Origin of the sequence: Tundrisphaera lichenicola (assembly GCF_051175385.1) — a bacterium.
GTDB classification, from domain to species: Bacteria; Planctomycetota; Planctomycetia; order Isosphaerales; family Isosphaeraceae; genus Tundrisphaera; species Tundrisphaera lichenicola.
The window spans coordinates 2,854,390-2,878,258 of record NZ_CP195106.1 but is presented as its reverse complement, the minus strand read 5'-3'; the positions used below and the strand labels follow the sequence as shown (position 1 = coordinate 2,878,258).

General features: G+C 66.9%; 15 protein-coding genes. 8 read left to right on the top strand and 7 right to left on the bottom strand.

Features of this window, described 5'->3' with window-relative positions; translation table 11 throughout:
- Positions 1 to 205: 205 nt before the first annotated feature.
- From ettA to P12x_RS11370, 6 genes are all read right to left on the bottom strand, one after another.
- Positions 206 to 1,879, bottom strand: coding sequence for an energy-dependent translational throttle protein EttA (ettA, locus tag P12x_RS11395; protein WP_435010988.1), 1,674 nt, complete (start codon positions 1,877 to 1,879; stop codon positions 206 to 208).
- Between the two features lie 162 nt (positions 1,880 to 2,041).
- Positions 2,042 to 2,266, bottom strand: a complete 225-nt coding sequence (locus P12x_RS11390; RefSeq protein ID WP_435010987.1) for a hypothetical protein — start codon at positions 2,264 to 2,266, stop codon at positions 2,042 to 2,044.
- A 260-nt stretch (positions 2,267 to 2,526) separates the two neighbouring features.
- Positions 2,527 to 4,746 (bottom strand): peptidylprolyl isomerase, encoded by a 2,220-nt coding sequence (locus P12x_RS11385; protein ID WP_435010986.1) that lies wholly within the window; start codon positions 4,744 to 4,746, stop codon positions 2,527 to 2,529.
- A 199-nt stretch (positions 4,747 to 4,945) separates the two neighbouring features.
- Positions 4,946 to 6,730 (bottom strand): hypothetical protein, encoded by a 1,785-nt coding sequence (locus P12x_RS11380; RefSeq protein WP_435010985.1) that lies wholly within the window; start codon positions 6,728 to 6,730, stop codon positions 4,946 to 4,948.
- Positions 6,731 to 6,912: 182 nt separating this feature from the next.
- On the bottom strand, positions 6,913 to 7,941 hold the full coding sequence (locus P12x_RS11375; protein WP_435010984.1) for a S1C family serine protease: 1,029 nt from the start codon (positions 7,939 to 7,941) through the stop codon (positions 6,913 to 6,915).
- 243 nt (positions 7,942 to 8,184) lie between these two features.
- A complete protein-coding gene (locus P12x_RS11370; protein ID WP_435010983.1) occupies positions 8,185 to 9,114 on the bottom strand; it encodes an FAD:protein FMN transferase in 930 nt (309 codons plus the stop codon).
- A 178-nt stretch (positions 9,115 to 9,292) separates the two neighbouring features.
- Here P12x_RS11370 and P12x_RS11365 point away from each other — a divergent pair, with 178 nt between their 5' ends.
- The 8 genes from P12x_RS11365 to P12x_RS11330 all read left to right on the top strand — a co-directional run bounded on the left by P12x_RS11365 (position 9,293) and on the right by P12x_RS11330 (position 22,095).
- A complete protein-coding gene (locus P12x_RS11365; protein ID WP_435010982.1) occupies positions 9,293 to 10,321 on the top strand; it encodes a formylglycine-generating enzyme family protein in 1,029 nt (342 codons plus the stop codon).
- A 233-nt stretch (positions 10,322 to 10,554) separates the two neighbouring features.
- Positions 10,555 to 11,838, top strand: coding sequence for a Gfo/Idh/MocA family oxidoreductase (locus P12x_RS11360; RefSeq protein WP_435010981.1), 1,284 nt, complete (start codon positions 10,555 to 10,557; stop codon positions 11,836 to 11,838).
- A 176-nt stretch (positions 11,839 to 12,014) separates the two neighbouring features.
- Entirely contained in the window at positions 12,015 to 12,893 is an 879-nt protein-coding gene (locus P12x_RS11355) for a ThuA domain-containing protein (RefSeq protein ID WP_435010980.1), read from the top strand.
- A 225-nt stretch (positions 12,894 to 13,118) separates the two neighbouring features.
- Positions 13,119 to 15,119: a hypothetical protein gene (locus P12x_RS11350; protein ID WP_435010979.1), complete on the top strand. Its 2,001-nt coding sequence runs from the start codon at positions 13,119 to 13,121 to the stop codon at positions 15,117 to 15,119.
- Positions 15,120 to 15,189: 70 nt separating this feature from the next.
- The gene (locus P12x_RS11345; protein WP_435010978.1) at positions 15,190 to 16,101 is read left to right on the top strand and encodes a hypothetical protein; all 912 of its coding nucleotides are present in this window, start codon (positions 15,190 to 15,192) and stop codon (positions 16,099 to 16,101) included.
- Positions 16,102 to 16,131: 30 nt separating this feature from the next.
- The gene (locus P12x_RS11340) at positions 16,132 to 16,581 is read left to right on the top strand and encodes an SMI1/KNR4 family protein (RefSeq protein WP_435010977.1); all 450 of its coding nucleotides are present in this window, start codon (positions 16,132 to 16,134) and stop codon (positions 16,579 to 16,581) included.
- Between the two features lie 65 nt (positions 16,582 to 16,646).
- Positions 16,647 to 19,415 (top strand): tetratricopeptide repeat protein, encoded by a 2,769-nt coding sequence (locus P12x_RS11335; protein ID WP_435010976.1) that lies wholly within the window; start codon positions 16,647 to 16,649, stop codon positions 19,413 to 19,415.
- 529 nt (positions 19,416 to 19,944) lie between these two features.
- Positions 19,945 to 22,095: an ATP-binding protein gene (locus P12x_RS11330; protein ID WP_435010975.1), complete on the top strand. Its 2,151-nt coding sequence runs from the start codon at positions 19,945 to 19,947 to the stop codon at positions 22,093 to 22,095.
- 21 nt (positions 22,096 to 22,116) lie between these two features.
- On the opposite strand, the gene P12x_RS11325 is transcribed toward P12x_RS11330, so the two are convergent.
- Positions 22,117 to 23,553 (bottom strand): DUF1501 domain-containing protein, encoded by a 1,437-nt coding sequence (locus tag P12x_RS11325; RefSeq protein ID WP_435010974.1) that lies wholly within the window; start codon positions 23,551 to 23,553, stop codon positions 22,117 to 22,119.
- Positions 23,554 to 23,869: the final 316 nt, after the last annotated feature.

Sequence of the window (23,869 nt, the reverse complement as noted above, 5' to 3'; positions counted from 1 at the left end):
GCTCGTGGAGTTGTCCGAAGCCGGGGAGGCTCATCGCGCCGTCCTCGGCTTCCGGCCGGTCGATGTCATGAGGGCTTTCCCGACCCGGGGCAGGATTTCCGGGTCGGCGGCGATGCCGGGTCCGTGACTCTCGATCACGATGGTGATCTCCTCGCCCGGGTCGGGTAAAGTCGCCTCGCGATCCGCCTTCGGATTGCCCCGGTCATTAACGGGTCAGCGACTTGTAGCGGATCCGGTGGGGCTGGTCGGCCTCCATCCCGAGTCGTTCCTTGCGCTGGGCCTCGTAGGCTTGATAGTTGCCGTCGCACCAGACGACCTTGCTATCGCCTTCGAAGGCGAGAATATGGGTGGCGATCCGGTCGAGGAACCATCGGTCGTGGCTGATGACCACGGCGCAGCCGCCGAAGTCGAGGATGGCCTCTTCGAGGGCGCGGAGCATGTCGATGTCGAGGTCGTTGGTCGGCTCGTCCAGGAGCAGGAGGTTGCCGCCGCTCTTGAGGAGCTTGGCCAGGTGGACGCGGTTTCGCTCGCCTCCGGAGAGATTGGCGACCTTCTTCTCCTGGTCGGGCCCCTTGAAGTTGAACGAGGCGACATAGGCCCGCGCCGGGACCTTGCGCTTGCCCAGGATCACCTGGTCGACGCCCCCGGTGATCTCCTGGAAGATCGTATTCTCGGGATTCAGGGTCTCGCGACTCTGGTCGACGTAGGAGGTCACGACGGTGTCGCCGACGCGGAGGTTGCCGCCGTCGGGGGTCTCCTGGCCGACGATCATCCGGAAGAGCGTGGTCTTGCCCGCCCCGTTGGGGCCGATGATCCCGATGATCCCGCCGGGCGGGAGTCGGAAGGTCATGTCCTCGACCAGGAGCCGGTCGCCGTAGACCTTCTTGACCCCCTCGGCCTCGACGACCAGGTCGCCCAGGTGCGGGCCGGGCGGGATCTGGAGGACGACCGCCTCGTCACGCTTGTCGGCGTCCTGGCTGGCGAGTTGCTCGTAGCGGGCGAGCCGGGCCCGGTTCTTGGCCACTCGTGCCCGGGGGGCCAGCCGGACCCATTCCAGCTCGCGGGCCAGGGTCTTCCTGCGGTTGCTCTCCTGCTTCTCTTCCTTCGCCAGCCGGTCCTGCTTCTGTTCGAGCCAGGAGGTGTAATTCCCCTGCCAGGGGATGCCCTGACCCCGGTCGAGTTCCAGGATCCAACCGGCGACGTTGTCGAGGAAATAGCGGTCGTGGGTGACCGCCACCACGGTCCCGGTGTACTCCGAGAGGTGGCGTTCCAGCCAGGCGACCGACTCTGCATCGAGGTGGTTGGTGGGCTCGTCCAGGAGGAGGACGTCGGGCCGTTCCAGGAGGATCTTGCAGAGGGCCACCCGACGCTTCTCGCCGCCGGAGAGGGTCGAGACCTCGGCCTCGCCGGGCGGGAGCCTCATGGCGTCCATGGCGATCTCGATGTTCCGGTCGAGTTCCCAGGCGTTTGCGGCCTCGATGGCGTCCTGGACGCGCCCCTGCTCGTCGAGGAGCTTCTCCATCTCGTCGGGGTCGAGCGGCTCGCCGAGCTTGAGGTTGATCTCGTCGTACCGGTTGAGCAAGGCGCGGGTCGGGGCGACGGCCAGCTCGACATTCCCTCGGACGTCCAGGGTCGGGTCGAGCACCGGCTCCTGGGAGAGGTAGCCGATCCTCGTGCCGGGCGCGGGGCGGGCGGTCCCGATGAAATCCTTGTCGACCCCGGCCATGATCCGAAGGAGCGTGCTCTTGCCCGCGCCATTTCCTCCGAGCACGCCGATCTTGGCCCCCGGATAGAACGAGAGCCAGATATTCTTGAGGATCTCCCGCTTGCCGATCGCCTTGGACAGATTCTCGATGGTGAAGATGTATTGCGGGGGCATGGGCCAGATCCTGGGACGGGCACGAGAGCCGGCGGTTCCGGGGCCGCTCGGCCGGACGTTCGAGACTCCCAGTAGACTCGAAAGGCCGGGGTCCGGGAAAGGCCGATCCGCGTCGGACAGGATCGAGAGGCCGGCCCTATCGGGAGACCAAGGCTCGGCGGATCAGGAATCGTGATCGGCATGGGCGCGGGCATACCTCTCACGGGCCCAGCACGAGCATTCCTTGCCGGCCTCGTGATAGGCATGGCACCGCATGCAACGGACCGGTGCCGCTCGCGATAAGGACTCGCTCGTCACGGTCGTCCCGAAGGCCAGCAATGCCAGGAATAGCGCGATCAGGAGGAAGTGAAGCCCGGGATCGCTCAGCAGATTCCAGAGTTTGCGCATGGTTTGACCACCTCCCCGATCGGTGGCTCGTCGAGCGATGAGACCACACCAGACGAGTTGAGAATTCGGCCCGAGTCGGGGAATCGGCTTCCGCGACGGGCCGGGGGGCTGACTCCGCCCCTCATCCATCATCCTAGGTTGAAACCCAAGAACTCGTCGGAAGTTTCGCGGGGATTGGCGCAATCGAGCCCCGGTCGCCCCTCGACTTCGAGGGACGCCGGGGAAATGGTTCGGGTCGGCTCAATTCGGGTCGGGTCGGTTCACTTCTTGTGCGAGGACTTCTGGGCCTTGGTCGCCGCGTTCATGGAGGCGTAAGGGTTGGAGGTCTTGACCAGCTTGCCTTGCTTGAAGACGAAGAAGGTCCCCATCGTGGGGATGGGTTCCCGGCGGTTCGAACTATTGCCCCGGAACTTGGTGGGCGTCCCGGAGAAGATGATATCGCTGGTCCCCGACCCCTTGACGAAGGTGACATGGCCGACCTGCCCGAACTGGAAGTTTTGGGAGGAGCCCTGGACCATTCGGTTTTTCCCGTACCAGCCCATCTCGGTCGTCGGGCCGCCACCGGCCTTCAAGAGGTTCTTGCCATCCGTCCCGCCGTTCAGCGTCGCGGGGATGGTGACGGAGGGGTCGATGAAGATTCGGTCGTTGGCCTTCGACCCGAAGACGGTGATCGAATCGACGTTGGTGACCGCCGGCTGGATCGCGTCGAGGATGCCGTTGACGGTCACCTGGACGTTGCCGCCGGACTGGGTCACGTTGACCGAGTTGGTCCCGCCGTCGGTCCGGGGTACCGGGGTCACGACCAGGACCCCGGGGACGGTCGTGGAGTTCGAGCCGTCGTTGGCGAAGAACCGGACCGCGCCGGTGCTGGCCTGGACGACGTTGATGCTGATGGGGGTCGCGAAGCTGGTGAGTCCGGAATTGGGGTCGGTGACGGTGTAGGCGATCGCGTCGGGGCCGAGATATCCGGGGGCTGGGGTGTAGTTCAGGGTGCCGGTGGTCGGGTCGAACCCGGTGAGGACCCCGTGAGTCGGCTGGGTTGTGATGGCGTAGGTCAAGGGCTTGGTGGTGGTGGCGTTGACGTTCATCCCGAAGAGGCTGATCGGGGTCGCGCCGAGGGTCGAGGCGGTCACCAGGGCCTGCTGGGTGAGGGGACGGACCGGGAGCGGCGTGGTGCTCGACCCGACGTTGACGGTGATCGTGTGGGTCTTGTAGTTGCTCGGCGAATCCAGGGTGCCGGTCCCGCTCCGGTTGACCTGGTCTCGGACTCCGACCAGCAGGGTGATCGGGCCGGTGTAGCCGGTGGTCGGGGTCACGGTGACCAGCCCGTTGGCCGTGACCGAGGCCGTGGCGTTCTGGACCGGGGTGAAGGTGGTGGTCGTCCCGCTGGTGGTCGTCCCGCCCTGGACGGTGTAGGTGACCGTGTCCGTGGGCGGGGTCTTCACCGACGAGAGGGAGAACTGGAGCGACTGGTTCTGGGCGATGTTGATCGTCTGGTCGTAGGCCGAGATGAACGGCCGCTGGGGAGAGGCCAGGGCGGTGACGCTCACCGGGAAGGTCTGGGTTGCCGTCGTGCCGTCGGTCACGTCGGTCGCCGTCACCGTGATGTTAGCCTTCGCGTTGAGCGGGGCCAGCCCGGTGTCGATGTGGATCACCCCATTGGGGTTGGTCGCCGAGAGCGAGTCGGCGGTGATCGTGACGGGGCTCACCGGCGTCGTGCCATCGGCTCCCTTGGCGACCTGCGTCAACTGCTGGAGGATATCCTGCCCCGAGACGATCTGGCCGAAGATCGTGTGGTTGTAGTTCAGGCTGGTGGGCGAGCCGGTCGTGATGAAGAACTGCGAGTCGTTGGTATCGCTGCCCGCGTTCGCCATGGCGATCTGGCCGTTGCCGGTGAAGGCCAGCTGCTGGACGAACTCATCGGGGAACGGTCTGGCGAAGACGTTGCCGGTGCCATTGCCGTTGAGCGAGCCGCCCTGGACGATGTAGTCGGTCGGTCCGGGGAACCCATTGGCGATCCGGTGGAAATTCTTGCCGACATAGAAGTTCGACCCGATGTTGACCCCCGAGGCCAGGTTGGTGGCCGTGCCGGTGATCAGGCTCTCGATCTGCTGGACCGTGTTGGGTGTCAGGTCCTGGAAGAGCTGGAAGACCATCGTGCCGTTGACATCGATGTCGCCCGTCCCGCTGGAGGTATGCGACACCGTGATCGACCAGAAGTTGCCCTGGGCCATACTGGCCTTCACCCCCGGATTGTCCGAGGTCACCGTAAAGGTCTGAGCATGGCTGGTCCCGGCAAGGACCGGGACCTGATAGCCCTGGAACTGCGGGACCGAGATGCCGGCGATTGGCGAGATCGAGGCCGTCATCAACCCCCGACCCTCGAGCGGCTCGATCTGGAGCCATCGCCCGGCCTTCGACCGGCCCCTCGAGCCCGTCCCCAACCGTCCGATGGCTTCCCTGCCCGTGCGGTCGAACATCCGGCACCTCCGAACCACGAAATCTCCCGCCGACCCGGTGGCGAACCTCCGGCGCATCGACGTCCGTCTCTGTCGATTGGATCGGTTCGGCGGATCGATCGACTTGAGTCGGCCCCTTCGAAAATGGAAGCGGCGAGGCCCTGGATCAGGACCCCGCCGCCGAAGTTCACCGTCTCGATTCCCGGAAAGCCGCCCTGGGTCAGGGATTGGCCTTGCGGAGGGTGAAGGTGGTGAAGGTCATCCCGTCGTCTTCCATCAGGCCGAAGCCGCCGCCGGCGGAGAGGTACTTGGCGAAGACGGAGAAGTCGGGCAGCTTGCTCCTGTCGAAGACCTTGCTGGGGTCGGGCCCGTTGGGGTTGGCCTGGAAGGCCTCCTCGAACTGGCCGCTCTTGATCATGTCGTAGGTGACGCGGGCCTGCTCGTCGGCCTTGGCGTAGGTCAAGGTGCTGCTCTGGGCCGGGATCTGCTTGGCGACGGCCTGGAAGTCCGGGCTGTCGGCCAGCGCCGACCCGCCGCCACGAAGGACCGACTCCAGGAGGGTCGGCTCGCTGGCGACGAAGACGGAATCCTTGGCGACGGCCACCGAGACCGTGCCATTCTTGAACGGATTGTTGTTGGCAGCACCGGCGCCCGGGGCGGGCATGTCGGGCAACTTGAAGTCGTAGATCGTGGTCCCCTGGAAGTCGCGCTTGGCGGGGGTCCCTCCGGCGATCTCGATCACCTTGCTCAGCGTCGCCTCGAACTTCTTGGTGTCTTCCAGCGCGGCCGAGAAGAGCAGCCGCTGGCTGTTCTCCGTGATGGGCTTCTTGAAGTCGCTGATGATCGTCAGGCGGTCGCCGATCGGGCCGAAGACGTCCTTCTCGAGGTCCAGCGGCTCGCCGCCGTTGGGGCCGACGAGATTTTGCTGGAGGAGCTGGAGCATCCCCGGCTGGAACTGGTTGACCAGATCATTCAAGGCGTCATAGGCCTTATCCAGGTCCCAGCTCAGGCTCTGATAGCTGGCGACGTTGGCCGGGACCCAGGGCTGGGGCCGGAGGCTGGTCGGCGGCATCAAGAACATCTTGAGCAGGCCCTGGGTCGGCGCCGGGGCCAGGAAGTAGACCTTGCTGACGCTGTCGAAGGCACCGGAGTTGAAGGCGAAGTTGCCGCCGACGGCCTTCAGGCCGTTGATCCCGGTGAGCTGGAGCATGCCCTCGATGTTCTGGGCCGCCCCGCCGCCGCCCTGGGCGGCCTGGCCGGCCTGGGCCACCAACTTGATCGACTTGTTGATGTCGAGGAACCAGATCACCGGGGAGTCGGCCCCGAGCTTGGTCATGGCCTTGCCGAAGGCGTCGACCGAGGCCAGGGAATCGGTCCGTCCATCGGCGTGGGTGATGACGTCCTTGAGGGCATCGAGGTCGGTCGCGATGTGGAAGACGCTCTCCGCGTTGGTCCAGATCAGCGGCGGGTTCGGCTTATCGCCATCCTGGGGCGGCTGGATGATGTGGAGCGTCAGGCCCTTGAACGTCTCGGTCCCGACCTTGGCGTTGGCCTCTTCGGCCTGCTTGGTCGACTTGGTCATGACCTCGGTCATCTTCGCGGCGTTCTTGCCCGCGTCGGCCGAGATCAGCAGGGCGACCGGGATCTTGGCGTCGGGCTTGCCGACCACCGCGACCGTGGCCGTCCCCTGCGGGAGCTGCAGGAGCTCGCCGAGGGTCACGCCCAGCTTCGCCTTGACCTGCTCGTTGGTCTCCGCGAGCTTGGCGGCGACGTCGTCCTTCAAGGGCTTCAGCGCGGGATCGGCCAGGAGCCGTCCGAAGTCGGCCTTCTCGAATGACTCGCGAAGCTCGGCGACGTTCTTGACCTTGAGGAAGAACAAGGTCGAGTCGGGGAGCATCTTCTCGGGCTCGGCGGCGCGGCCGACCGAGGCCGAGGCCGCGATCGCGGCCAGCCCGAGGCATCCGGTGATCGCCAGGCGGAAGGCCGCCCGCAACGGGGTACGCATCAACGAAAGCTCCCTTTCCTGCACCTCGGCCCCCGGTGGGCCGGGGCGGGTGATTCACCAAGTCCCCGCCCGTCCATCGGTCGGGGATCCTTTTCGCAAACGGGGCCTCGGCGGGGCACGCGCCCGCCGGGCCCATCGGCCAGAGAGGCCGGTGACGATCGGTCAATGACCGGACACCAAGCTCAACGCGAGCCTCCGGTCGGCCGGGCCGATTCGGCGGCCTGCGGGGGGACCGCGGTCCGACCCGGCGGCAATCCCGCCCGGAGGCGGCGCGGCGGGTCGAGGTAGCGGTGCCCCGTGTTCGGGTTGTCCTTGTCGAACGAGAATGCCTCGCGGTTCCTCAGGAAATCCTTCACGTAATTGATCGGGATGGCAAAACCCAGATTCTCCCCCAGGGTCAGCTTCATATTCGTCACCCCGATCACCTCGCCCCGGAGGTTGAACAGCGGCCCGCCCGAATTTCCCGGGTTGATCGCCGTGTCGGTCTGGAGATAGACCAGCCCCTCGAAGTTCCGGTTGCGGGTACTCACGATGCCCTGAGAGACGCTCCGCTCCAGTCCCAGCGGATTTCCGACCGCGAAGACTCCCTCGCCCGCGTTCAGGTCATCCAGGTTACCCAGGAAGACGTGCCCGAGTTTCAGATCCTTCTGGGGAGGCAGTTTCAAGAGGGCCAGGTCCACGAACGGGTTGAGGGCCACGATCGCCACGTCGTCGATCCGCCGGCGACGGAGGCCGACCGGCGTGTTCTCGTAGAGGATCGCCGAGATCCGCGTCTCGCCGTCGATCACGTGATGGTTGGTGACCGCGTAACCTTCGTCATTGAGGATGAACCCCGAGCCCTTGCCCGAAGGGGTTTCGATCGAGATGACCGCCTCGCCGAACCGGCGGACCAGGTCCTTCACCGGGGTTGGTTTCAGCTCGCCTGTCTTGTAAAACCCGGTCGGGTCCACGTCAAGGCTCGGCCCGGTCGGGCTCGGGGCGACCTTGGTCACCTCGTCCCCCTTCCGACGCCCAACAACCTGATCGCGAGGGACCCGGACGATGTCGAAGCCGAGGTCCACGAACAGGGCATTCGCCTTCTCGGCGACCACTTCGCCGACGACCTGATGCCCGTCCTTCAGCTCGATGACCTCGGAGTCCGCCCGGGAGGTTGACGCGACCGCCAGAATCCCTCCCAGGGTCGCCGCGGCGACCGGAACAATCCAGCGCATGGTCCGTAATCCCTTCCGGTGCCCGTGCAAGCGCAGGCGACTCGACCGCTACCATCAGAACGCCCATTGTAAGAAGTCGCCCGAGGTATTCAACCCTGCCTTCCCCGGTTCGTCGAGGCCGGAACTCCTTTCCGTCCAAGTTGAGTGCGTCGAAATAGTTCGCGGGGTCGCCGATCGAGTCGGGGGAGATTCGCCATTTTTCGCGGGTTGAGGGCCGGGGGCCCGGGCGATGACGGACCCTTTTCAGGGCCTGGCGGCCCGGATCGCCCATCTCGACCAGCCGCCCGATTCGCGAACTTCCTGGGTCCCATCGGGCTTGATCCGGACGAACAATCCGGCGGCCCCGGGGCTCGACTCGATCAGGGCGAGGCCCTTGTCGGGGCCGAGGACGCACGCCGCGGTGTCGAGCCCGTCGGCGATGATCCCTTCGGTGGCGATTACGGTCACGCTCCGGCGCTCGGTCAGCCCCAGGCCGGTCGAGGGGTCGAGGACGTGCGAGTAGCGGACCCCGCCGATCTCCACGAATTGCTCGGCATCGCCGGAGGTCGACACGGCCGCGTTGGCCAGCAGGATCGACCTGCCGACATCCCCGTCGGCCTCCGGCTTGAGCGGGGCGACGGCGATGGTCCAACCTTCGCGGCCGGGGGGCGGGCCGGAGACGACGATATCGCCCGAGCCGGCGACCAGTGCCGATTTGATCCCCAACTCGCCGAGGACCCGGATCGCCTCGCCCGAGGCGTATCCCTTGGCGATCCCCCCGACGTCGAGCTTCATCCCGGGCCGGGTGAGCTGGACCGTCCTCGCCTCGCGATCGAGCAGGATCGCGTCGGCCCCGACCAGCGCCCGGGCCTTCGCGATCAGCTCGGGGGCGGGCAAGGTCCGGTCCCGGCGAGCCCTCCTCCAGAGCCGGACCACGGGGGCAACCGTCACATCGAACGCTCCCCCGGATCGCTCGTACAGGTCCTTGGATCGTTCGAGGACATCGAAGAGATCGCGGCTCACGGCGACGGGGGGGCCTCCCGCCCGCGCGCAGAGCCTCATCAGCTCGCTCTCGGGGTTGTAGTCGGTCAGCGTCCGGTCCAGCTCCGCGATCCGGTCGAAGGCGGCCCGCGAGGCGCGTCTGGCGGTCGCTTCGTCGTCGGTGTATAAGAGAATCGTGAAGGCCGTCCCCATGTGAGGCTCGGTCCACTCATACCGACGGGGAGAGCGTTCGTCCCCGGGGCAGGGGCCAACCCTAGCCAGCGCTATCATCAGCCCAAGCGCCATCCCGATCCCCCGCGCGACCATCCGAAGGCCCTCCACCATCCACGGTTCCGGCGCGTCCGGCCGATCCTCCAGGAGATTACCACACGTGCGCCAGGTCTCGCACCCCCGACTCGCCATCGCCATCCTGCTGAGCTTCACGGGCTCCACCTGGGCCCAATCTCCGCCCCCGGCCGAGCTGAAAGCCTATACCGAGACCATCCCCGGCTCCTCGCTGAAGTTCGACATGGTGCCCATCCCCGGGGGGACCTTCACCATGGGGAGCCCGGCGAGCGAGGCGGATCGGAACGAGGACGAAGGGCCGACCTTCACCGCCAAAATCGCCCCATTCTGGATGGGCAAGTGCGAGGTGACCTGGGACGAGTTCGACGAATACGCCTTCAGCCGCGACATCAAGCGTAAGCAGCGGGCGGGCGTCGACCTGGAGAAGCAGTCCGACGCGGAGAAGGCCGCCGACGCCGTGACCCGATCGACCAAGCCCTACGCCGACATGACCTTCGGCTTCGGCTCGCGGGGGAACCCGGCGATCTGCATGACCCACCACGCGGCCATGGAATACTGCCGATGGCTCTCGGCCATCACCGGCAAGACCTATCGACTCCCGACCGAGGCCGAGTGGGAATACGCCGCCCGCGCCGGGACCACGACCCCCTATTCGTTCGGCGATTCGGCCGATGACCTGGGCGAGTACGCCTGGTACGTCGAGAATGCCGAGCAGCCAATGAAGGTCGGCAAGAAGAAGCCGAACCCCTGGGGACTTCACGACATGCATGGAAACGTGGCCGAGTGGTGCATCGATTTCTACATGCCCGATGCCTACGCCGCGTTCGCCAAGTCCCCCCAGCCGGTCGCCGGCCCGGTCGTCCTGCCCACGCCCAAGGAGTATGCCTACGTGGCGAGGGGCGGTTCCTGGGACGACGATGCCGACAAGCTCCGATCGGCCGCTCGTGTGGCTTCCAACCTGGAATGGTCGATCCAGGACCCGCAGCGGCCCCAGAGCATCTGGTGGCACACCGACGCCACTCGCGTCGGATTCCGGGTGGTCCGCGCCCTCGATGAGCAGGAAAATCTCAGGGGCGTCCGCTCGCTGGTTGTGAAGGGTAAGGGGAGCCGTTAGTCTGCCAGGTGAGCCTCGGAGAAGCCTGGTTGGTATTTTCGGGCCCTCTCCCGGACCTCGAAGACCGGTCCCGTCCGGTCCTTTCCCCCCTCGCGGGGGTGGTTGAAGGAGAGAGGACGAAGGTCCTCGGCCCGGGGAAGATATCAGCCGGATCTCCGATCGGCCAGCCTCGTCGTGCGTCCTCGGCCCGTCCGCCCGATCCAACAATCCGAATGTCCCCGGAGTACGTCGCCATGACCGATCCCGTCGTGAAGACCGGCGCCTCGCGTCGCGATTTCCTGAAATCCTCGGCCGCTGTTGCCGTCGCAACTCACCTTGTCGCGGTCCCTTCGGTACACGCCGCGGGTAGCGACGTCATCAAGGTGGGCCTGGTTGGCTGCGGCGGGCGGGGCACCGGCGCCGCCGAGCAATCGATCAATTCCTCGACCAACGTCAAGCTCCACGCGATGGGCGACCTGTTCCAGGATCACCTGAACAATTGCCGGGAGTCGCTCACCGGCAAGTTCAGCGACAAGGTTGACGTTGCCGATGATCGCTGCTTCATCGGCTTCGACGCCTACAAGAAGGTGATCGATTCGGGCGTCGACCTGGTCATCCTGGCCACCCCGCCCGGGTTCCGCCCGGAGATGATCAAGGCCACCATCGCCGCCGGCAAGCACCTCTTCTGCGAGAAGCCGGTCGCCGTCGACGGCCCGGGAATCCGGACCGTCCTGGCCGCCGCGGAGGAGGCCAAGGCCAAGAAGCTGGCCATCGTCGCCGGAACCCAGCGACGCCACCAGGCCGGCTACATCGAGGCCATGAAGCGGATTCACGACGGCGGGATCGGCGACCTCATCACCGCCCAGGTCTACTGGAATCAGGGGGGCCTCTGGTCCCGCGAACGCCAGCCGGGCTGGTCGGATGCCGAGTTCCAGATCCGGAACTGGCTGTATTACACCTACCTCTCGGGCGACCACATTTGCGAGCAGCACGTCCACAACCTGGACGTGATGAACTGGGCCTTCGACGCGCATCCCGAACGCTGCGTGGCCCTGGGAGGCCGACAGGTCCGGACCGCTCCGATCTACGGGAACATCTTCGACCACTTCGCCGTCGAGTACGAGTACTCCGGCGGCCGGAAGACCTCCAGCCAGTGCCGCCAGATCGACGGCTGTGCCAACAACGTCTCCGAGACGATCGTCGGGACCAAGGGGTCGTTCGTCCTCTCCCCCGGCAACTATCGCCAGTCGGGCGGCTCGGGCGGCCGGATCCGGATCCCCAACGAGCGCAACCCTTACGAGCAAGAGCACATCGACCTGATCGACAGCATTCGTTCGGGCAACCCCATGAACGAGCTGCGGACGGTCGCCGAGAGCACCCTGACGGCCATCATGGGCCGGATGTCGGCCTACACCGGCCAGGCCGTGACCTGGGAGCAGGCCCTCGAATCCAAGCTCGAACTCATGCCCAAGGATCTGGGCTTCGGCCCGATGAAGACCCCGCCGGTCGCCGTCCCGGGCGAGACCCAGCTCATCTGATCGAGTCGGATTCGTCCTGGATCTCGATCACCGCGGGTTTCCTAGGCCGAGGAAGCCCGCGGTGATCCGTCGATGACCTAAAAGTCCGGCCGCGAACGCGGCACAGTGGACTCCCCTCTCCCGGGCGAGCTGGGAGAGCCTTCGACTCCGGATTCACCCCTCGGGATATCACCATCATGAAGCGATTCGGAGCCTTGCTCCTGGGCCTGGCCCTGGCGACCTTCGCCGCGCCGGCCTCCGTCTCCGGCGAGGACGCCAAGATTGTCCTGATCGCCGGCCGCCCCAGCCACGGCAAGGGGGATCACGAGTTCAACGCCGGGATGAAGCTGCTGGCCAAATGCCTCAAGGAAGTTCCCGGGGTCAACCCCGTGTTCGTCGCCGGCGGCTGGCCGTCGGACGAATCGGTCTTCGACGGGGCCAAGTCCGTCATTTTCTTCATGGACGGCGGCGGGGGTCACCCGATCATCCAGGCCGATCACCTTTCCACGATCAAGTCCCTGATGGATCGAGGCGTCGGCCTGGCCTGCCTCCACTACGCCGTCGAGATCCCCAAGGACAAGGGCGGGCCCGAGTTCCTCAACTGGCTCGGGGGCTACTACGAAGACCGGTTCTCGACCAACCCGCACTGGGTCGCCGAGATCAAGAGCCTGCCCGATCATCCGATCACCCGAGGGGTCAAGCCGTTCTCGATCAGCGACGAGTGGTACTACAACATCCGGTTCCGCCCCGATCAGAAAGGCATCACTCCGATCCTCGTGGCCAGGCCCGACGACGAAACCCGGCTCGGTAAGAGTTCCTCGCCTCGGGGGCCTTACAAGCACATCGTCGAGGCCAAGGGTCGCGACGAGATCCTGGCCTGGGCGGTCGAACGACCCGACGGTGGCCGGGGATTCGGCTTCACCGGCGGCCACTCGCACAAGAACTGGGGGAACGATGATTTCCGGACCCTCGTGCTGAACGCGATCGTCTGGACTGCCGGGCTCGAAGTCCCTTCGACCGGGATCAAGTCCGAGGTCACGCCCGAGGAACTGACCAAGAACCTCGACCCGAAGTGATCGAATCGGCGACTGTCGGGCCGAACGGAGCGAGCCTCTCCGTCGATCCGTGAGGCGTCCGGTGTCGCTCGCCCCGATCGGCTCACCGGAATCATCTCGGGTCCTCGGAATGAGCCCGAGCGATTTCGGGGGGAGCCCCCGCGCCCTGGGGCTTCCGTCGGGTTAAACTATCTCCCTTGACCCGGCAAGGCGGGGTCGCGGGTCGTTGGATAGGAGAGATGAGGCATGGCATCGGCGGATGTGGATGAGAAGATCGAGGATCAGAAGCCGGCCGAGTCTCAGACCGATCCATCTCCCCGCCCGAGCCTGGGTTGGGATGACTCGGTGACCCTCCGGCCGATCGGTTCCGGCTGGGATTCGGAGCCGGTCGCCCTGAAACAGGCGGGCCGGGAAGCCCCGGACCTGCTCGTCCTGGCCTGCGGCGGCCGGTCGGCCTTGCTCCATCGGCCGGTCGCCCATCAGGGTGATTTCCCTGCCCCTTATGATGTGGGAATCCCGATCGAGGGGCTGGAAGGGCTCCGGTGCGTCTGCCCGATCCCGGCCGCCCATCCCGGTCGGTCCGATCTCGTCGCCTTAAGTGCCGAGGGTTTGGTCCTTTTGAGAGATCGGGGCGAGGCCCAAGGCCCGAGCTTCGGCCCGAAGGAATCGCTGGGGCTGCCCGCCGACCTCGGGCTCGGGGCAATCCGGGTCGCCCAGATGGTCCCGGTCGATTGGGATGGTGACGGAAAAGTTGACCTTCTGGTCGGGATCAACGACATGGAGGGTTACTGGCCCGACTCGGCGGTCCTTCCCCTCGAACAAGAGGTCGGCTTCAACCAGCAGGGAGGCCACCCCGGCTACGACCGGGCGGGCCTCTGGCGAGGACGCACGCCCGAGGGCCGCGTCCTCTGGCTCAGGAACATCGGCGAGCCGGGTAGCCCTCACTTCGAGGTCCAGCCCGATCTCGACTCCGACGCCGGAGGGCGACTGCCCCTGGCCCCGGACCCCGCCCCCCTGGCGGTTTCCTGGGGAGGGGGCGACAACCTGGAGTTGCTCGTCAGCGACGCCCGGGGGCTGGTCAAGGTCCACCGGAATTTCGGCGGCCAGCGCCCTCCCGTCCTGATGGAGCCCCGGATTCTCAAGCATGCGGGCGACTCGCTCCTGCTGCCCGAGGACCGGACCAACCTCATCGCGGCCGACCTCGACGGCGATCGGAAGACCGAACTGGTCGGAGGGATGGCCGATGGTCGGGTCTTCGCGATCCACTCCACCTCGCGCGACGCGAGTTCGGCTCCCGAGACGCTCTGGCAGGAGCCCGGCCCGCTCTGGCTCGGCGGTCACTCGGTCGTCACCGCCGGCGACCTCGACGGCGATGGGGGCCTCGACCTCGTCTTCGGCGATGGCCCTGGCCACCTCTACTGGGTCAAGGATGTGGGCCAGGGGCCCGAACATCGATATGTCCTTCCGGACCCGATCGAGGCGGGCGGGTCCCGATTCCGGCTCGATCCCGGCCCAGATGGGCGGCTGGGCGGGCCGGTCGCTCCGAGGCTCGGCCACGCCTGCCCGACCCTGGTTGACTGGACGGGAAACGGGCGGCTCGACCTGATTGTCGGCGGCGCGGGGGGCGAGGTCCTCTTCCTCCGGAACGATGGGGCCGTCAACCAGCCTCGGTTCAGCCTGCCGGTCGCTCTCCGGTGTGAGGGATCTCCCCTGATCCTACCTCCACGGGTCAGGCCGGCCGCCGCCGACTGGCTAGGGAGCGGACGAATCGATCTGCTGGCACTGGACTTGCAGGGTTTCTTGTGCGTCTTCCCCGCACTCGACGAGAAGGGAGTCGGAGCCCCGGTCCCGCTCGTCGACCGCCTGGGGAGGGTGATTCGGCTCGATGGCGGCTTCGGGCTGGGAGGTCGGTGTTCGCTCTGGGCCGGTCCCTGGACCGGGCCGGGCCGGATCGACCTCCTGGTCGGTCTGACCGCCGAGGCGGCCCGGTTCGTCATCCCGTCCCTGACCGGTAAGTCGATCGCCCCGGGGTCCGAGGCCTCGACCGTCCTGCTCCTGGAGAATCAAGGGCGGCTGGGCCTGGTCCCCCGCCCCTTGTTCCGGGTCGACGGTCGCCCGCTGGTTGTCGGGGTCGAAGGCTGTAGCCCTTCGGGCGTCGGTTCGCCGGACGGAGATGGCCTCGACCTCCTGGTCGGCTCGGATGACGGGCATGTCGCGTATTACGGCCGAGATGAAATTCGATGGTGAACGAATGAGCCCCGGCCTGTCATGAGGTCAAGGCTCCCGATCGCGGAATCGAGAAGGACGAGGATCGCCCATGCCTGACCAGAGCCCCCACGATCCCAAGCCGATTGCCGATGCCGCCTCGCTCTTCGACACCGACGAGATCCGCCCCTATTCGGCACCGCCGATCGCGGAGCCCGCCCAAGCCGCAGTCGCATCCGACGGTTATGACCTCGCCATCGACCCGCTCCTCCCGGCCTCCGAGGAGCCGCCCCGGCCGGTGGCCTTGCCCGTGCCCGTCGAACGGCCCCGATCTCGCCCCGCCCCGAAGCCGAAGGCACGGCCTGCCGATCCCTCGGCCGAGGATCCGAGCGGTTCCCGCGAATTCGAAGCCGAGATTTCCGAGGTTGATCCGATCTGGACTCGCGGGGCCGAGTGGGGGTCGGATCTGGTCCGGATCGCGGCTGCCGGGCTGGTCGTCCTGATTTTGCTCTATTTCACCTTGGGAACTTTCGGTCCCTTCTTCCTGATCCTCTTCCTGGGCGGGGCGGCCCTGGCGGTCCTGAGCTATCCGCTCTTGATCACGCTGGAGCGGCCGGTCCGGATCACTCCCGAGCAGGCCGTGACCGACTTCTTCGCCGCCGCCTCGCACCATGTCCCGCATTATCGGCGGATGTGGCTCTTACTCAGCTCGGCCGGTCGGGATTCGGGCCCGTTCCCGGACTTCGAGGCCTTCCGGGAACACTGGAAGGACCGGGTTGCGGGGTGGCGATCCAGCCTGGGCGGGGGAAAGTATGCCCCCTTAATATTCGAGATCGGGGACTTTCAGGCCGACAAGAGTACTGGCAAGACCACCTCGAAGGCCAATTACACGGTCCGGGTGTCGCTCCGGGGCGATTCCGACGCGAGGCCAGCCGCCTCCTATCGGATGTCCCACGGGTTGGTCAAGGGGCCCGACCGGATGTGGTATCTCAACCGGGGGGCCTTGCCAACCACCCCGGGGTGAACCGCCCATCAAAACCAGTCGAGACGTGCGATGAAGTCGATGATCGAAGACGTCCTCGAAGCCTTCGCCGGCTACCCTTTCGGCCCGCCCTGCACCCAGGATGAACTGGACGAGGCCGAGTGGACCCTCGGCCATCCCCTCCCCGAAGTCTTGCGCGACCTCTACACTTCCTTCGATGGCTTCTCCGGCCCGACCTCGGCGGTCTTCTTTTATCCGCTGATCCGGCCCAGGCCCTTCTCCGACGTCACACTGGTGGAGCAGACGCTCCGGCTCCGATTTGATGATAATTTCGGGAACTTCTTCCGCCACGCGGTGCTCTTCGGGGATTATGGCTGCGGGACTTCCTGGGGGATTCGGCTCGACGCCCCCGACCAGATTTTCCAGTGGAACCCCTCGGACGGGGAGCCCCATGAGATCGTCGGCTTCGACCCCTTGACCGACTGGCTGGATCAGAAACAGCGTTACGACGCACTCGCGTAGCAGTTCCGAGACGCTCGATCGTCCGGCATCCTTGAGACTAGACTCCCGGGCCGAGGGACTCCTCGATGAAGGTGGCGTTCCATCTCCGACGCAGGTCCGAGCCGGAACCCGCCTCGGCGGTCCTCCTGGAGACCACCCGCTTCGAGTCGGTCCTCGACCTGGCGGGACGGGTGGGTCAGGACCAGCTCCCGGCGATCTATCGGCTGGCCGGGGGCTTCCTCGTCAAGCTCGGAGGAGACAGCGAGTCTCCCATCGGGCCGATCCGCCTCCGCCGACTGGCTGAAAACCTCTATTTGCCGGTCGACGCCGATCTCGTCCCGGCGCTCCTGGCCGACGAGGCTCGGGGCCTGACTCGCGAGCTGGGCCTGGTCTTCCTTCCGGGCGGCCGAATCCTGGGGTTCGATCCCGAGGCTGCCCTGTCGGTCGCTTCGATGGTCGAGGCTCCCCGATTCGAGGGCCCCCCGTGGCGGGCCTTCCCCGACCGGCCGGACCGGGCCGACAGGATCGTGCAGATTACCCTGGAGCCGCTACCGGGCCAGAAACCGGACGATCCGCTGGCAGCCGTCGCCGAGTCGACCGGGATCGGGACCGAGGGGCCATCCCGACCCGAGGACGCCGGCGCGGCCTCGACGCTGGTCGGCCGGGCCGCGGTGGGGGCCGGCAAAGGTTTGATCGGGCTGGGTTCCGCCCTCGGGATCAAGGGGTTGGCCGACCTGGGGGCACGCTGGATCGGCCGGGCCGTCGAGCGGGTCCCCCGGCTCACCGAGGCGATGCTGGGGAGGCAGGAGGGGGCGCTCCGCGAGCTTCTCCGGCAGTTCCGGGAAGGGGATGTCGACCAGGCACTCCGCCACGCCCTCCCGCTGGGAGGGCAGGGGGGGCGGGGCAGCCTACCCTCCGGCGAAGGCAAGCTTCCCACGATCGATCCGACCTACTCGCTCCAGTCGCTCCTGGGTTCGGGCCGAGGTCCGGGCGGGATCTGGTTCGGGGGTTACGATGTTCAGATCGAGCTCGCCCGGGAATACCGGAAGGCGGCCGAGCAGGCCGAACGCCGGGGCGATTACCGGAGGGCCGCCTACATCCACGGGCGGCTCCTGAACGATTACACGACCGCCGCCCACTTGCTGGCCCGTGGGGGCTTGCATCGAGACGCGGCGATCCTTTATCGGGACCGGGTCCGGGATCTCCCCGCCGCCGCCCGCTCGTTCGAGGCCGCCGGGGAGGTCGATCGCGCGCTGGAACTCTATCGAGGTCTGGGGCTCCATGCCGAGGCGGGCGACCTCCTCCGACGGATCGGCGAGGACGAGGCGTCCGTCCGCGAGTACCTGATCGCGGCCGATTTGCTGGCCCGCTCTTCCCGACAAGGCCGAAGGGCGGCCGGTGACTTGCTCCTGGAACGAGCCGGCCGGCCCGACCTGGCGCTGGAGCAGTATGCCCTGGGATGGCTCGACCGCCCTTCCGGGCTCGCGGTGGCCTGCGCCCTCCGGATGGCGGATTGCTTCGCCGAGAGGGGCGATTCGCCGGCGATCCTGAAGTTGATCGACGAGGCCGACGAGCTGTTCCGCCGGCCCGGACAGGGTGGACAGGTCGGCGAGTTCTACAACGTCATGGCGACGCTGGCCGATCTCGGGCCGCTGGCGGGAGCCCGCGACGAGATCCGGGACCGGGCATTGATGGGCCTGGCTTCCAGGCTCCGCGAGTCGGTCTCGACGGCGGGCCGCCCCGGGCCGCTGGCCTCGGTGTACTTCGGCTGGTCGCAAGCCTGGCCGGTCGAACTCGTCAATGACGTCAGTCAGGCGGTGAAGGCCGCCGAGGAGCGGAGGCGGCTCGATCGGTCGGCCTCGATCGCACACCGCCCGAGCCAGGGGAGGCGGATCGAACTGGGTGAAGGGGTGGTCTCGGCCATCGGGCACGCTTCGACGCCCGATGCTTTCATCGGCTTCGAGTCCGGCGTGATTTGTCACGTCGACTTCGGGCGAGGTGTTTCCGATATTCTGCCCGGGGAGCAAGAAGTCATCTCCTCGATGTCGGTCGATCCCGACGGCCAGTCGGTCGTGGTCCTGGCGGGGGAAGGGGCCGGCCCGAGGCGGCTGATCCAATACCTCCGGAGTCCCGAGGGTTCGGGCGGCTGGAATCGGCAGGCCCGCCTGATCGACGGGCCGGGGGAATTTTGGCTCACGCCGATGATGGCCTCCGGCCCCGGGCGATACATGGGCCTCTGGAACGGGGAGGAAATGCTCCTGATCGGGGGAGTGGGAGCCCTCTCCATCCTCGCGAGGCTCCCGATGACGTTCCTGAAGTCCGAGCCCGGGGCGGGGCTCCTGCTCGCGGGCCGGGCCGGCGATCCGCCCAGCTGGACGATCCTGATTCACGACTTCTCGGACGTCTGTCATGTTGACGCCGTTGGTCGGGTCCTCCGTCGTCGCTTCCTGGGCTGGCAACCGACCCTCCGAGAGGGTCAAACGCTACGATCGGTGCCCCTGGACTGGCTCAGGATCGACTCCGAACGGGTCGAGCTGGCCGGGCTCGATCGCGATGGTGTCGCCTGCTGGTCGTCGCTGCTGATCACCGAGACCGAGCTGATCCGGACCTCGAACAACCTTTCGATGGGGGCATCCTCGTACTCGGCGACCTCGCTGGTCCGACCCGGATTGCTGGCCGCGGTGGGTCCGTCGGGGATCGACTGGTTTCGGTGCGGCACCCAATCCTTCACGGTCGTCGGGTCGTCCGGCCCTGCGTCGGACTCGCCGGTGGCCTGCTTCCCCTCGCACCGGACGGGTGAGCTGGTGGTGGTTTCTCGCGATGGTTCGTTGACTTGCGTGCCGATTCCCCGATGATCGGAGGAGGGGGGATCCCGATAGCCTGATGCCTTCGCGGAGTTCGGGGCTGGATTGGGCTGGTGGCCTGGTGTCACAGGAGGATGAAGGTCTCGAACCGAAGGAGGCTCTCGTTCGTGCCGGTGGACTCGGCGAAGGGAGGATAGCTCGCCCGGCTCGACGGCCACGCGGCCTGGCATTTTCGGCCGGCCCGCGAGTTTGCGCCCGCCGCCGATCGCCCCCGGGGGACCACGCCGGAAGAGTTTCCAGAGATGTTAATCCACCACATGATTGGTGGTTTCGATGTCCGGTGATCGGTCGAGTCGGACCGGGGGCGATCCGTTGGGGAATCCAGGCCACATGACCCTTGTCCGCACGGCGCTACGAGTATACCATGACGTGACGATATTTCCCGTGGGTTTTGAAGCCTCGAATTCCCCCGCTCTGCCATCCGTCGGACCCCGTGCCACTCGGAGAGAGCAGGGATCGGGATGATCCGGTCGCATCCGATGATGTAATGCGCCTGATAACTCGACGTGACGAGGCGAAGATGTCGGACGCCGGCCACCAGTGCGGGGAGAAGGGGGGACTCATGCCCGGTGAAGGCCCCGGCAACGTGGGCGAGGAAGTCGTCCTGGGCCTCGGGACGGGGGACGAGGCCGCTCGGCGGGCCGCGGAGTCGGGAGCGCGGCGATATCGGTTCCTGGCCAAGGCGATCCCCCAGATCGTCTGGACCGCCTCGGCTTCCGGGATGATCGACTCGTTCAATCCCCGATGGACCGAATATACGGGCCTGGTCGGCCGGAGGGGGCCGGATCGGGGTTGGCTCAACTCGCTCCATCACGAAGATATCCGTCGATGGCTCGAAGGGTGGGAAAGATCGGTCACGCGAGTCGAGACGCTCTCGATCGATCTCCGGATCAAGCGAGCCGATGGGACCTACCGATGGCACCTGACCCGGGCCTTGCCGGTGCTGGCCCGCTCGGGGCGGCTCCTGAAGTGGTTGGGGACCTGCACCGACATCGATGATCAGAAGCGGGCCGAAGGGATGCTCGGCTTCCTGGCCGAAGTCAGCAAGGTCCTGGCGTCGACCCTCGACTACGAGTCCACGCTGACGGCCGTGGCCCGGCTGGCCGTGCCCCACGTGGCCGACTGGTGCGTCGTGGACATGCTGGAGCGAGACGGCTCGACTCGGCGGCTGGCGGTGGCCCACTCCGATCCCGCTCAGGTCGAGCTCGGGTGGGAGTTGGCCCGCCGATATCCTCCGACGCCGGGCGGGGTCCTCGCCACCGGGCGTTCCGAGATTATCATCGACCTGGACGACTCGGCCCTCTCCGAGCAGGCTAGCGATGGGGAACACCTGGCGATGCTCCGGGCCCAGGGATGCAACTCCTCGATCAGCGCGGCCCTGGCGGCCCGGGGCCGGACCCTGGGCGTGATCAGCTTCGCGATGGCCGAGTCGGGCCGCCGCTACACCAGGGCCGATCTCCCCCTGGTCGAGGACCTGGCCCGTCGGGCGGCCATGGCCGTCGACAACGCCCGGCTCTACCGCGAGGCCCGCCAGGCCCGCGAGGAGTCCGAGGCCTCCAATCGGGCCAAGGACCGATTCCTGGCCGTCCTCTCGCACGAGTTGAGGACCCCGCTGACGCCCGTGCTGGCCGAGGCCTCGGCGATGCTCGACGACCCCGCGACTCCCGAGGCGATCCGCCCATTCCTGGAGATGACTCGACGAAATGTCCTGCTCGAAGCCCGACTGATCGACGACTTGCTCGACCTCAGCCGGATCAGCCAGGGCAAGCTCCGGCTCAGCCTGGAAGCGATCGACGCCCACCGGCTAATCGTCCAGGTCGTGGAGATCTGCCGGCCCGACGCCGAGGCCGCGGGGATCCGCCTGGAGCTCGACCTCGGGGCTGCCGAATCTCACGTCCGGGCCGATCCCGCCCGGCTCCAGCAAGTGTCCTGGAACTTGATCAAGAACGCGGTCAAGTTCACCCCCGAGGGGGGGCTGGTGACGATCCGGACGCGCAATTCCGACGCCCGGCTATTCGTCGATGTGATCGATACCGGGGCCGGGATCGACTCCGAATCCCTGGCCCGGATCTTCGACGCCTTCGAACAGGGCGGAGACCTGGTCACCCAGCGCTTCGGCGGCCTGGGGCTGGGCCTGGCCATCGGACGGAGTCTGGCCCAGGCCCACGGAGGGCGGCTCATCGCCGATAGCAAGGGACTCGGCCTCGGGGCGACTTTCACCCTCGAATTGCCGACGATCGAGGTCCCGTCAGGGGCCGAGGTCCCGACGATCGACAAGGAGACGCTCCCCTCGGGGCCGCTCCGGATCCTATTGGTCGAGGATGACGCCGTCACTCTCAAGGTCATGGCCCGCCTGCTCGTCGGGCGAGGCCACGACGTCGCGACGGCCGAGACCGTCGCCTCGGCGTCGCTCGCGGTCGAGCAATCCGATTTCGATCTGCTGATCAGCGACCTCGGCCTGCCCGACGGGAGCGGGCTCGATCTGATCCAACAACTCCGGGCCCGAGGTCCGATCCTGGGGATCGCCCTGACCGGGCACGGGATGGACGGCGACATCCAGCGGAGCTTCGACGCCGGCTTCACCGAGCATCTGACCAAGCCCATCGACTTCAAGATGATCGAGGAGGCGATCGACCGGGTCATCGCCGGTCGAGAGATGGCCCGGGACTGACGACCGGGGATCGGCCAGGGCTCAGGCGATGACCGGATCGATCAACTCGCCGTGGACATCGGTCAGCCGCATGTCCCGGCCGCTGAATCGGTAAGTCAGCTTCTTGTGATCCATCCCGAGCAAGTGGAGCATCGTGGCGTGGAGGTCGTGGACCTCGACCTTGTCCTGGATCGCGTGATACCCGTAGTCGTCGGTAGCCCCGTGGATGGTCCCCCCCTTGATCCCGCCCCCGGCCAGCCACATGGTGAAGCCGAATGGATTATGGTCGCGACCGTCGGTCCCCTGGGCCATCGGGGTCCGGCCGAATTCGCCGCCCCAGATCACCAGCGTCTCGTCGAGCAGGCCCAGGGCCTTCAGGTCGGCCAGGAGCCCGGCGATCGGCCGGTCGACGGCCCGGGCGTTCTTCTCGTGGCCATCCTTCAGGTTGCCGTGCTGATCCCATCGATCGTGGCCCACGGTCGGGCACAGCAACTCGACGAAGCGGACGCCCCTCTCGACCAGTCGGCGGGCGACCAGGCATTCGCGGGCGAAGATCCGGGTCGGTTCGTACTCGTCGTCGATCCCGTATAGCTTCTGAGTGGCCGCCGACTCGCCCGCGAGGTCCATCAGGCCGGGGACCGAGGTCTGCATCCGGAACGCCAGCTCGTAGTTGGCGATCGACGACTCCAGGCCGTCGTGGTGCCCGATTCGCCCCAGGACGCCCCGGTCGAGGTTCCGCATCAGATCCAGCTTGCGCGATTGCGCCCCATCGGTCCCCTCGGCGGGCCGGATGTTGGCGACCGGCTCTCCGGAGGCTCGGAAGACCGAACCCTGGTAGCTGGCCGGCAGGAAACCCGATCCGAAACAGTCAGCCCCGCCCGGAGGGATCAGGCCGCCGTTGATCACGACGAAACCGGGGAGGTCGCGGGCTTCGCTCCCCAGGCCGTAGGTCACCCAGGCGCCGTGACTGGGCTTGCCCTGGAGGCCGTTGCCGGTGTGCATGAAGTAGTTGGCGCCGGTGTGCTCGGAGAAGTTCGAGACCATCGATCGGACGATCGCCATCTCGTCGACGTGCTCGCCGATCATCGGGAAGAGGTCGCTGACCGGGATCCCGCTCTCTCCGCGATTCCGGAATGCCCAGGGGCTCTTGAGCACCTTGCCGACGTTGTTGAACTGGGTCGGCTCGACCTTCGCCTTGATGGCCTGACCATGCTCGCGGTCGAGTCGGGGCTTGGGGTCGAATGTGTCGACCTGCGACGGCCCGCCGTCCATGAAGAGGAAGATGACGCTCTTGGCTCTTGCCGGGAAATGCGGAGGGCGAGGTGCCATCGGATCCGATTCGTGCCCCGAGGCGATCGAGCCACCGTAAGTCCGGTCGCCCATGAGCGCGGTCAGGGCGACCGCCCCGAAGCCATTGGCACATCGGGCGAGCATCTGACGTCGGCTGATCGGGGCCTCGTGGAAGCGTCCGCAATGCATGATCCACCGTCCTCGCTCTGGTCCCGCCCGGAATCCGATGCCGCCGTCGCCCCATGTCGATTCGATATGAGGGATCGGGCCTAACCCCCGGCCTGGACGTCGCGGAGGGCTAATCTGTCCGCCGGTCCGCCCCTCGAGGGCCCGTAGGATCGCTCCTGACATCGTACGCAGGTTGCCCGGGATTTGCATCACGATCGTTGTGCGAAGGTTGAATCGGCGGTGCCCGAAGGGGCTCCGGATTGATTCTCGACGAGGGCCGCTGCCTCCCGGAATCCTCGGCCAGCCTCGATAGGCGTGGTGTCTCCGAGAATCAAGG

Excerpts from the sequence above, each read along its gene's own strand:
- P12x_RS11345 (WP_435010978.1), top strand. The coding sequence starts at position 15,190 with ATGCCTGACCAGAGCCCCCACGATCCCAAGCCGATTGCCGATGCCGCC.
- P12x_RS11330 (WP_435010975.1), top strand. The coding sequence starts at position 19,945 with ATGTCGGACGCCGGCCACCAGTGCGGGGAGAAGGGGGGACTCATGCCC.
- ettA (WP_435010988.1), bottom strand. The coding sequence starts at position 1,879 with ATGCCCCCGCAATACATCTTCACCATCGAGAATCTGTCCAAGGCGATC.
- P12x_RS11325 (WP_435010974.1), bottom strand. The coding sequence starts at position 23,553 with ATGCATTGCGGACGCTTCCACGAGGCCCCGATCAGCCGACGTCAGATG.
- P12x_RS11335 (WP_435010976.1), top strand. The coding sequence starts at position 16,647 with ATGAAGGTGGCGTTCCATCTCCGACGCAGGTCCGAGCCGGAACCCGCC.
- P12x_RS11375 (WP_435010984.1), bottom strand. The coding sequence starts at position 7,941 with ATGCGCTGGATTGTTCCGGTCGCCGCGGCGACCCTGGGAGGGATTCTG.
- P12x_RS11355 (WP_435010980.1), top strand. The coding sequence starts at position 12,015 with ATGAAGCGATTCGGAGCCTTGCTCCTGGGCCTGGCCCTGGCGACCTTC.
- P12x_RS11370 (WP_435010983.1), bottom strand. The coding sequence starts at position 9,114 with ATGGGGACGGCCTTCACGATTCTCTTATACACCGACGACGAAGCGACC.
- P12x_RS11360 (WP_435010981.1), top strand. The coding sequence starts at position 10,555 with ATGACCGATCCCGTCGTGAAGACCGGCGCCTCGCGTCGCGATTTCCTG.
- P12x_RS11350 (WP_435010979.1), top strand. The coding sequence starts at position 13,119 with ATGGCATCGGCGGATGTGGATGAGAAGATCGAGGATCAGAAGCCGGCC.
- P12x_RS11385 (WP_435010986.1), bottom strand. The coding sequence starts at position 4,746 with ATGTTCGACCGCACGGGCAGGGAAGCCATCGGACGGTTGGGGACGGGC.
- P12x_RS11340 (WP_435010977.1), top strand. The coding sequence starts at position 16,132 with ATGAAGTCGATGATCGAAGACGTCCTCGAAGCCTTCGCCGGCTACCCT.
- P12x_RS11390 (WP_435010987.1), bottom strand. The coding sequence starts at position 2,266 with ATGCGCAAACTCTGGAATCTGCTGAGCGATCCCGGGCTTCACTTCCTC.
- P12x_RS11380 (WP_435010985.1), bottom strand. The coding sequence starts at position 6,730 with ATGCGTACCCCGTTGCGGGCGGCCTTCCGCCTGGCGATCACCGGATGC.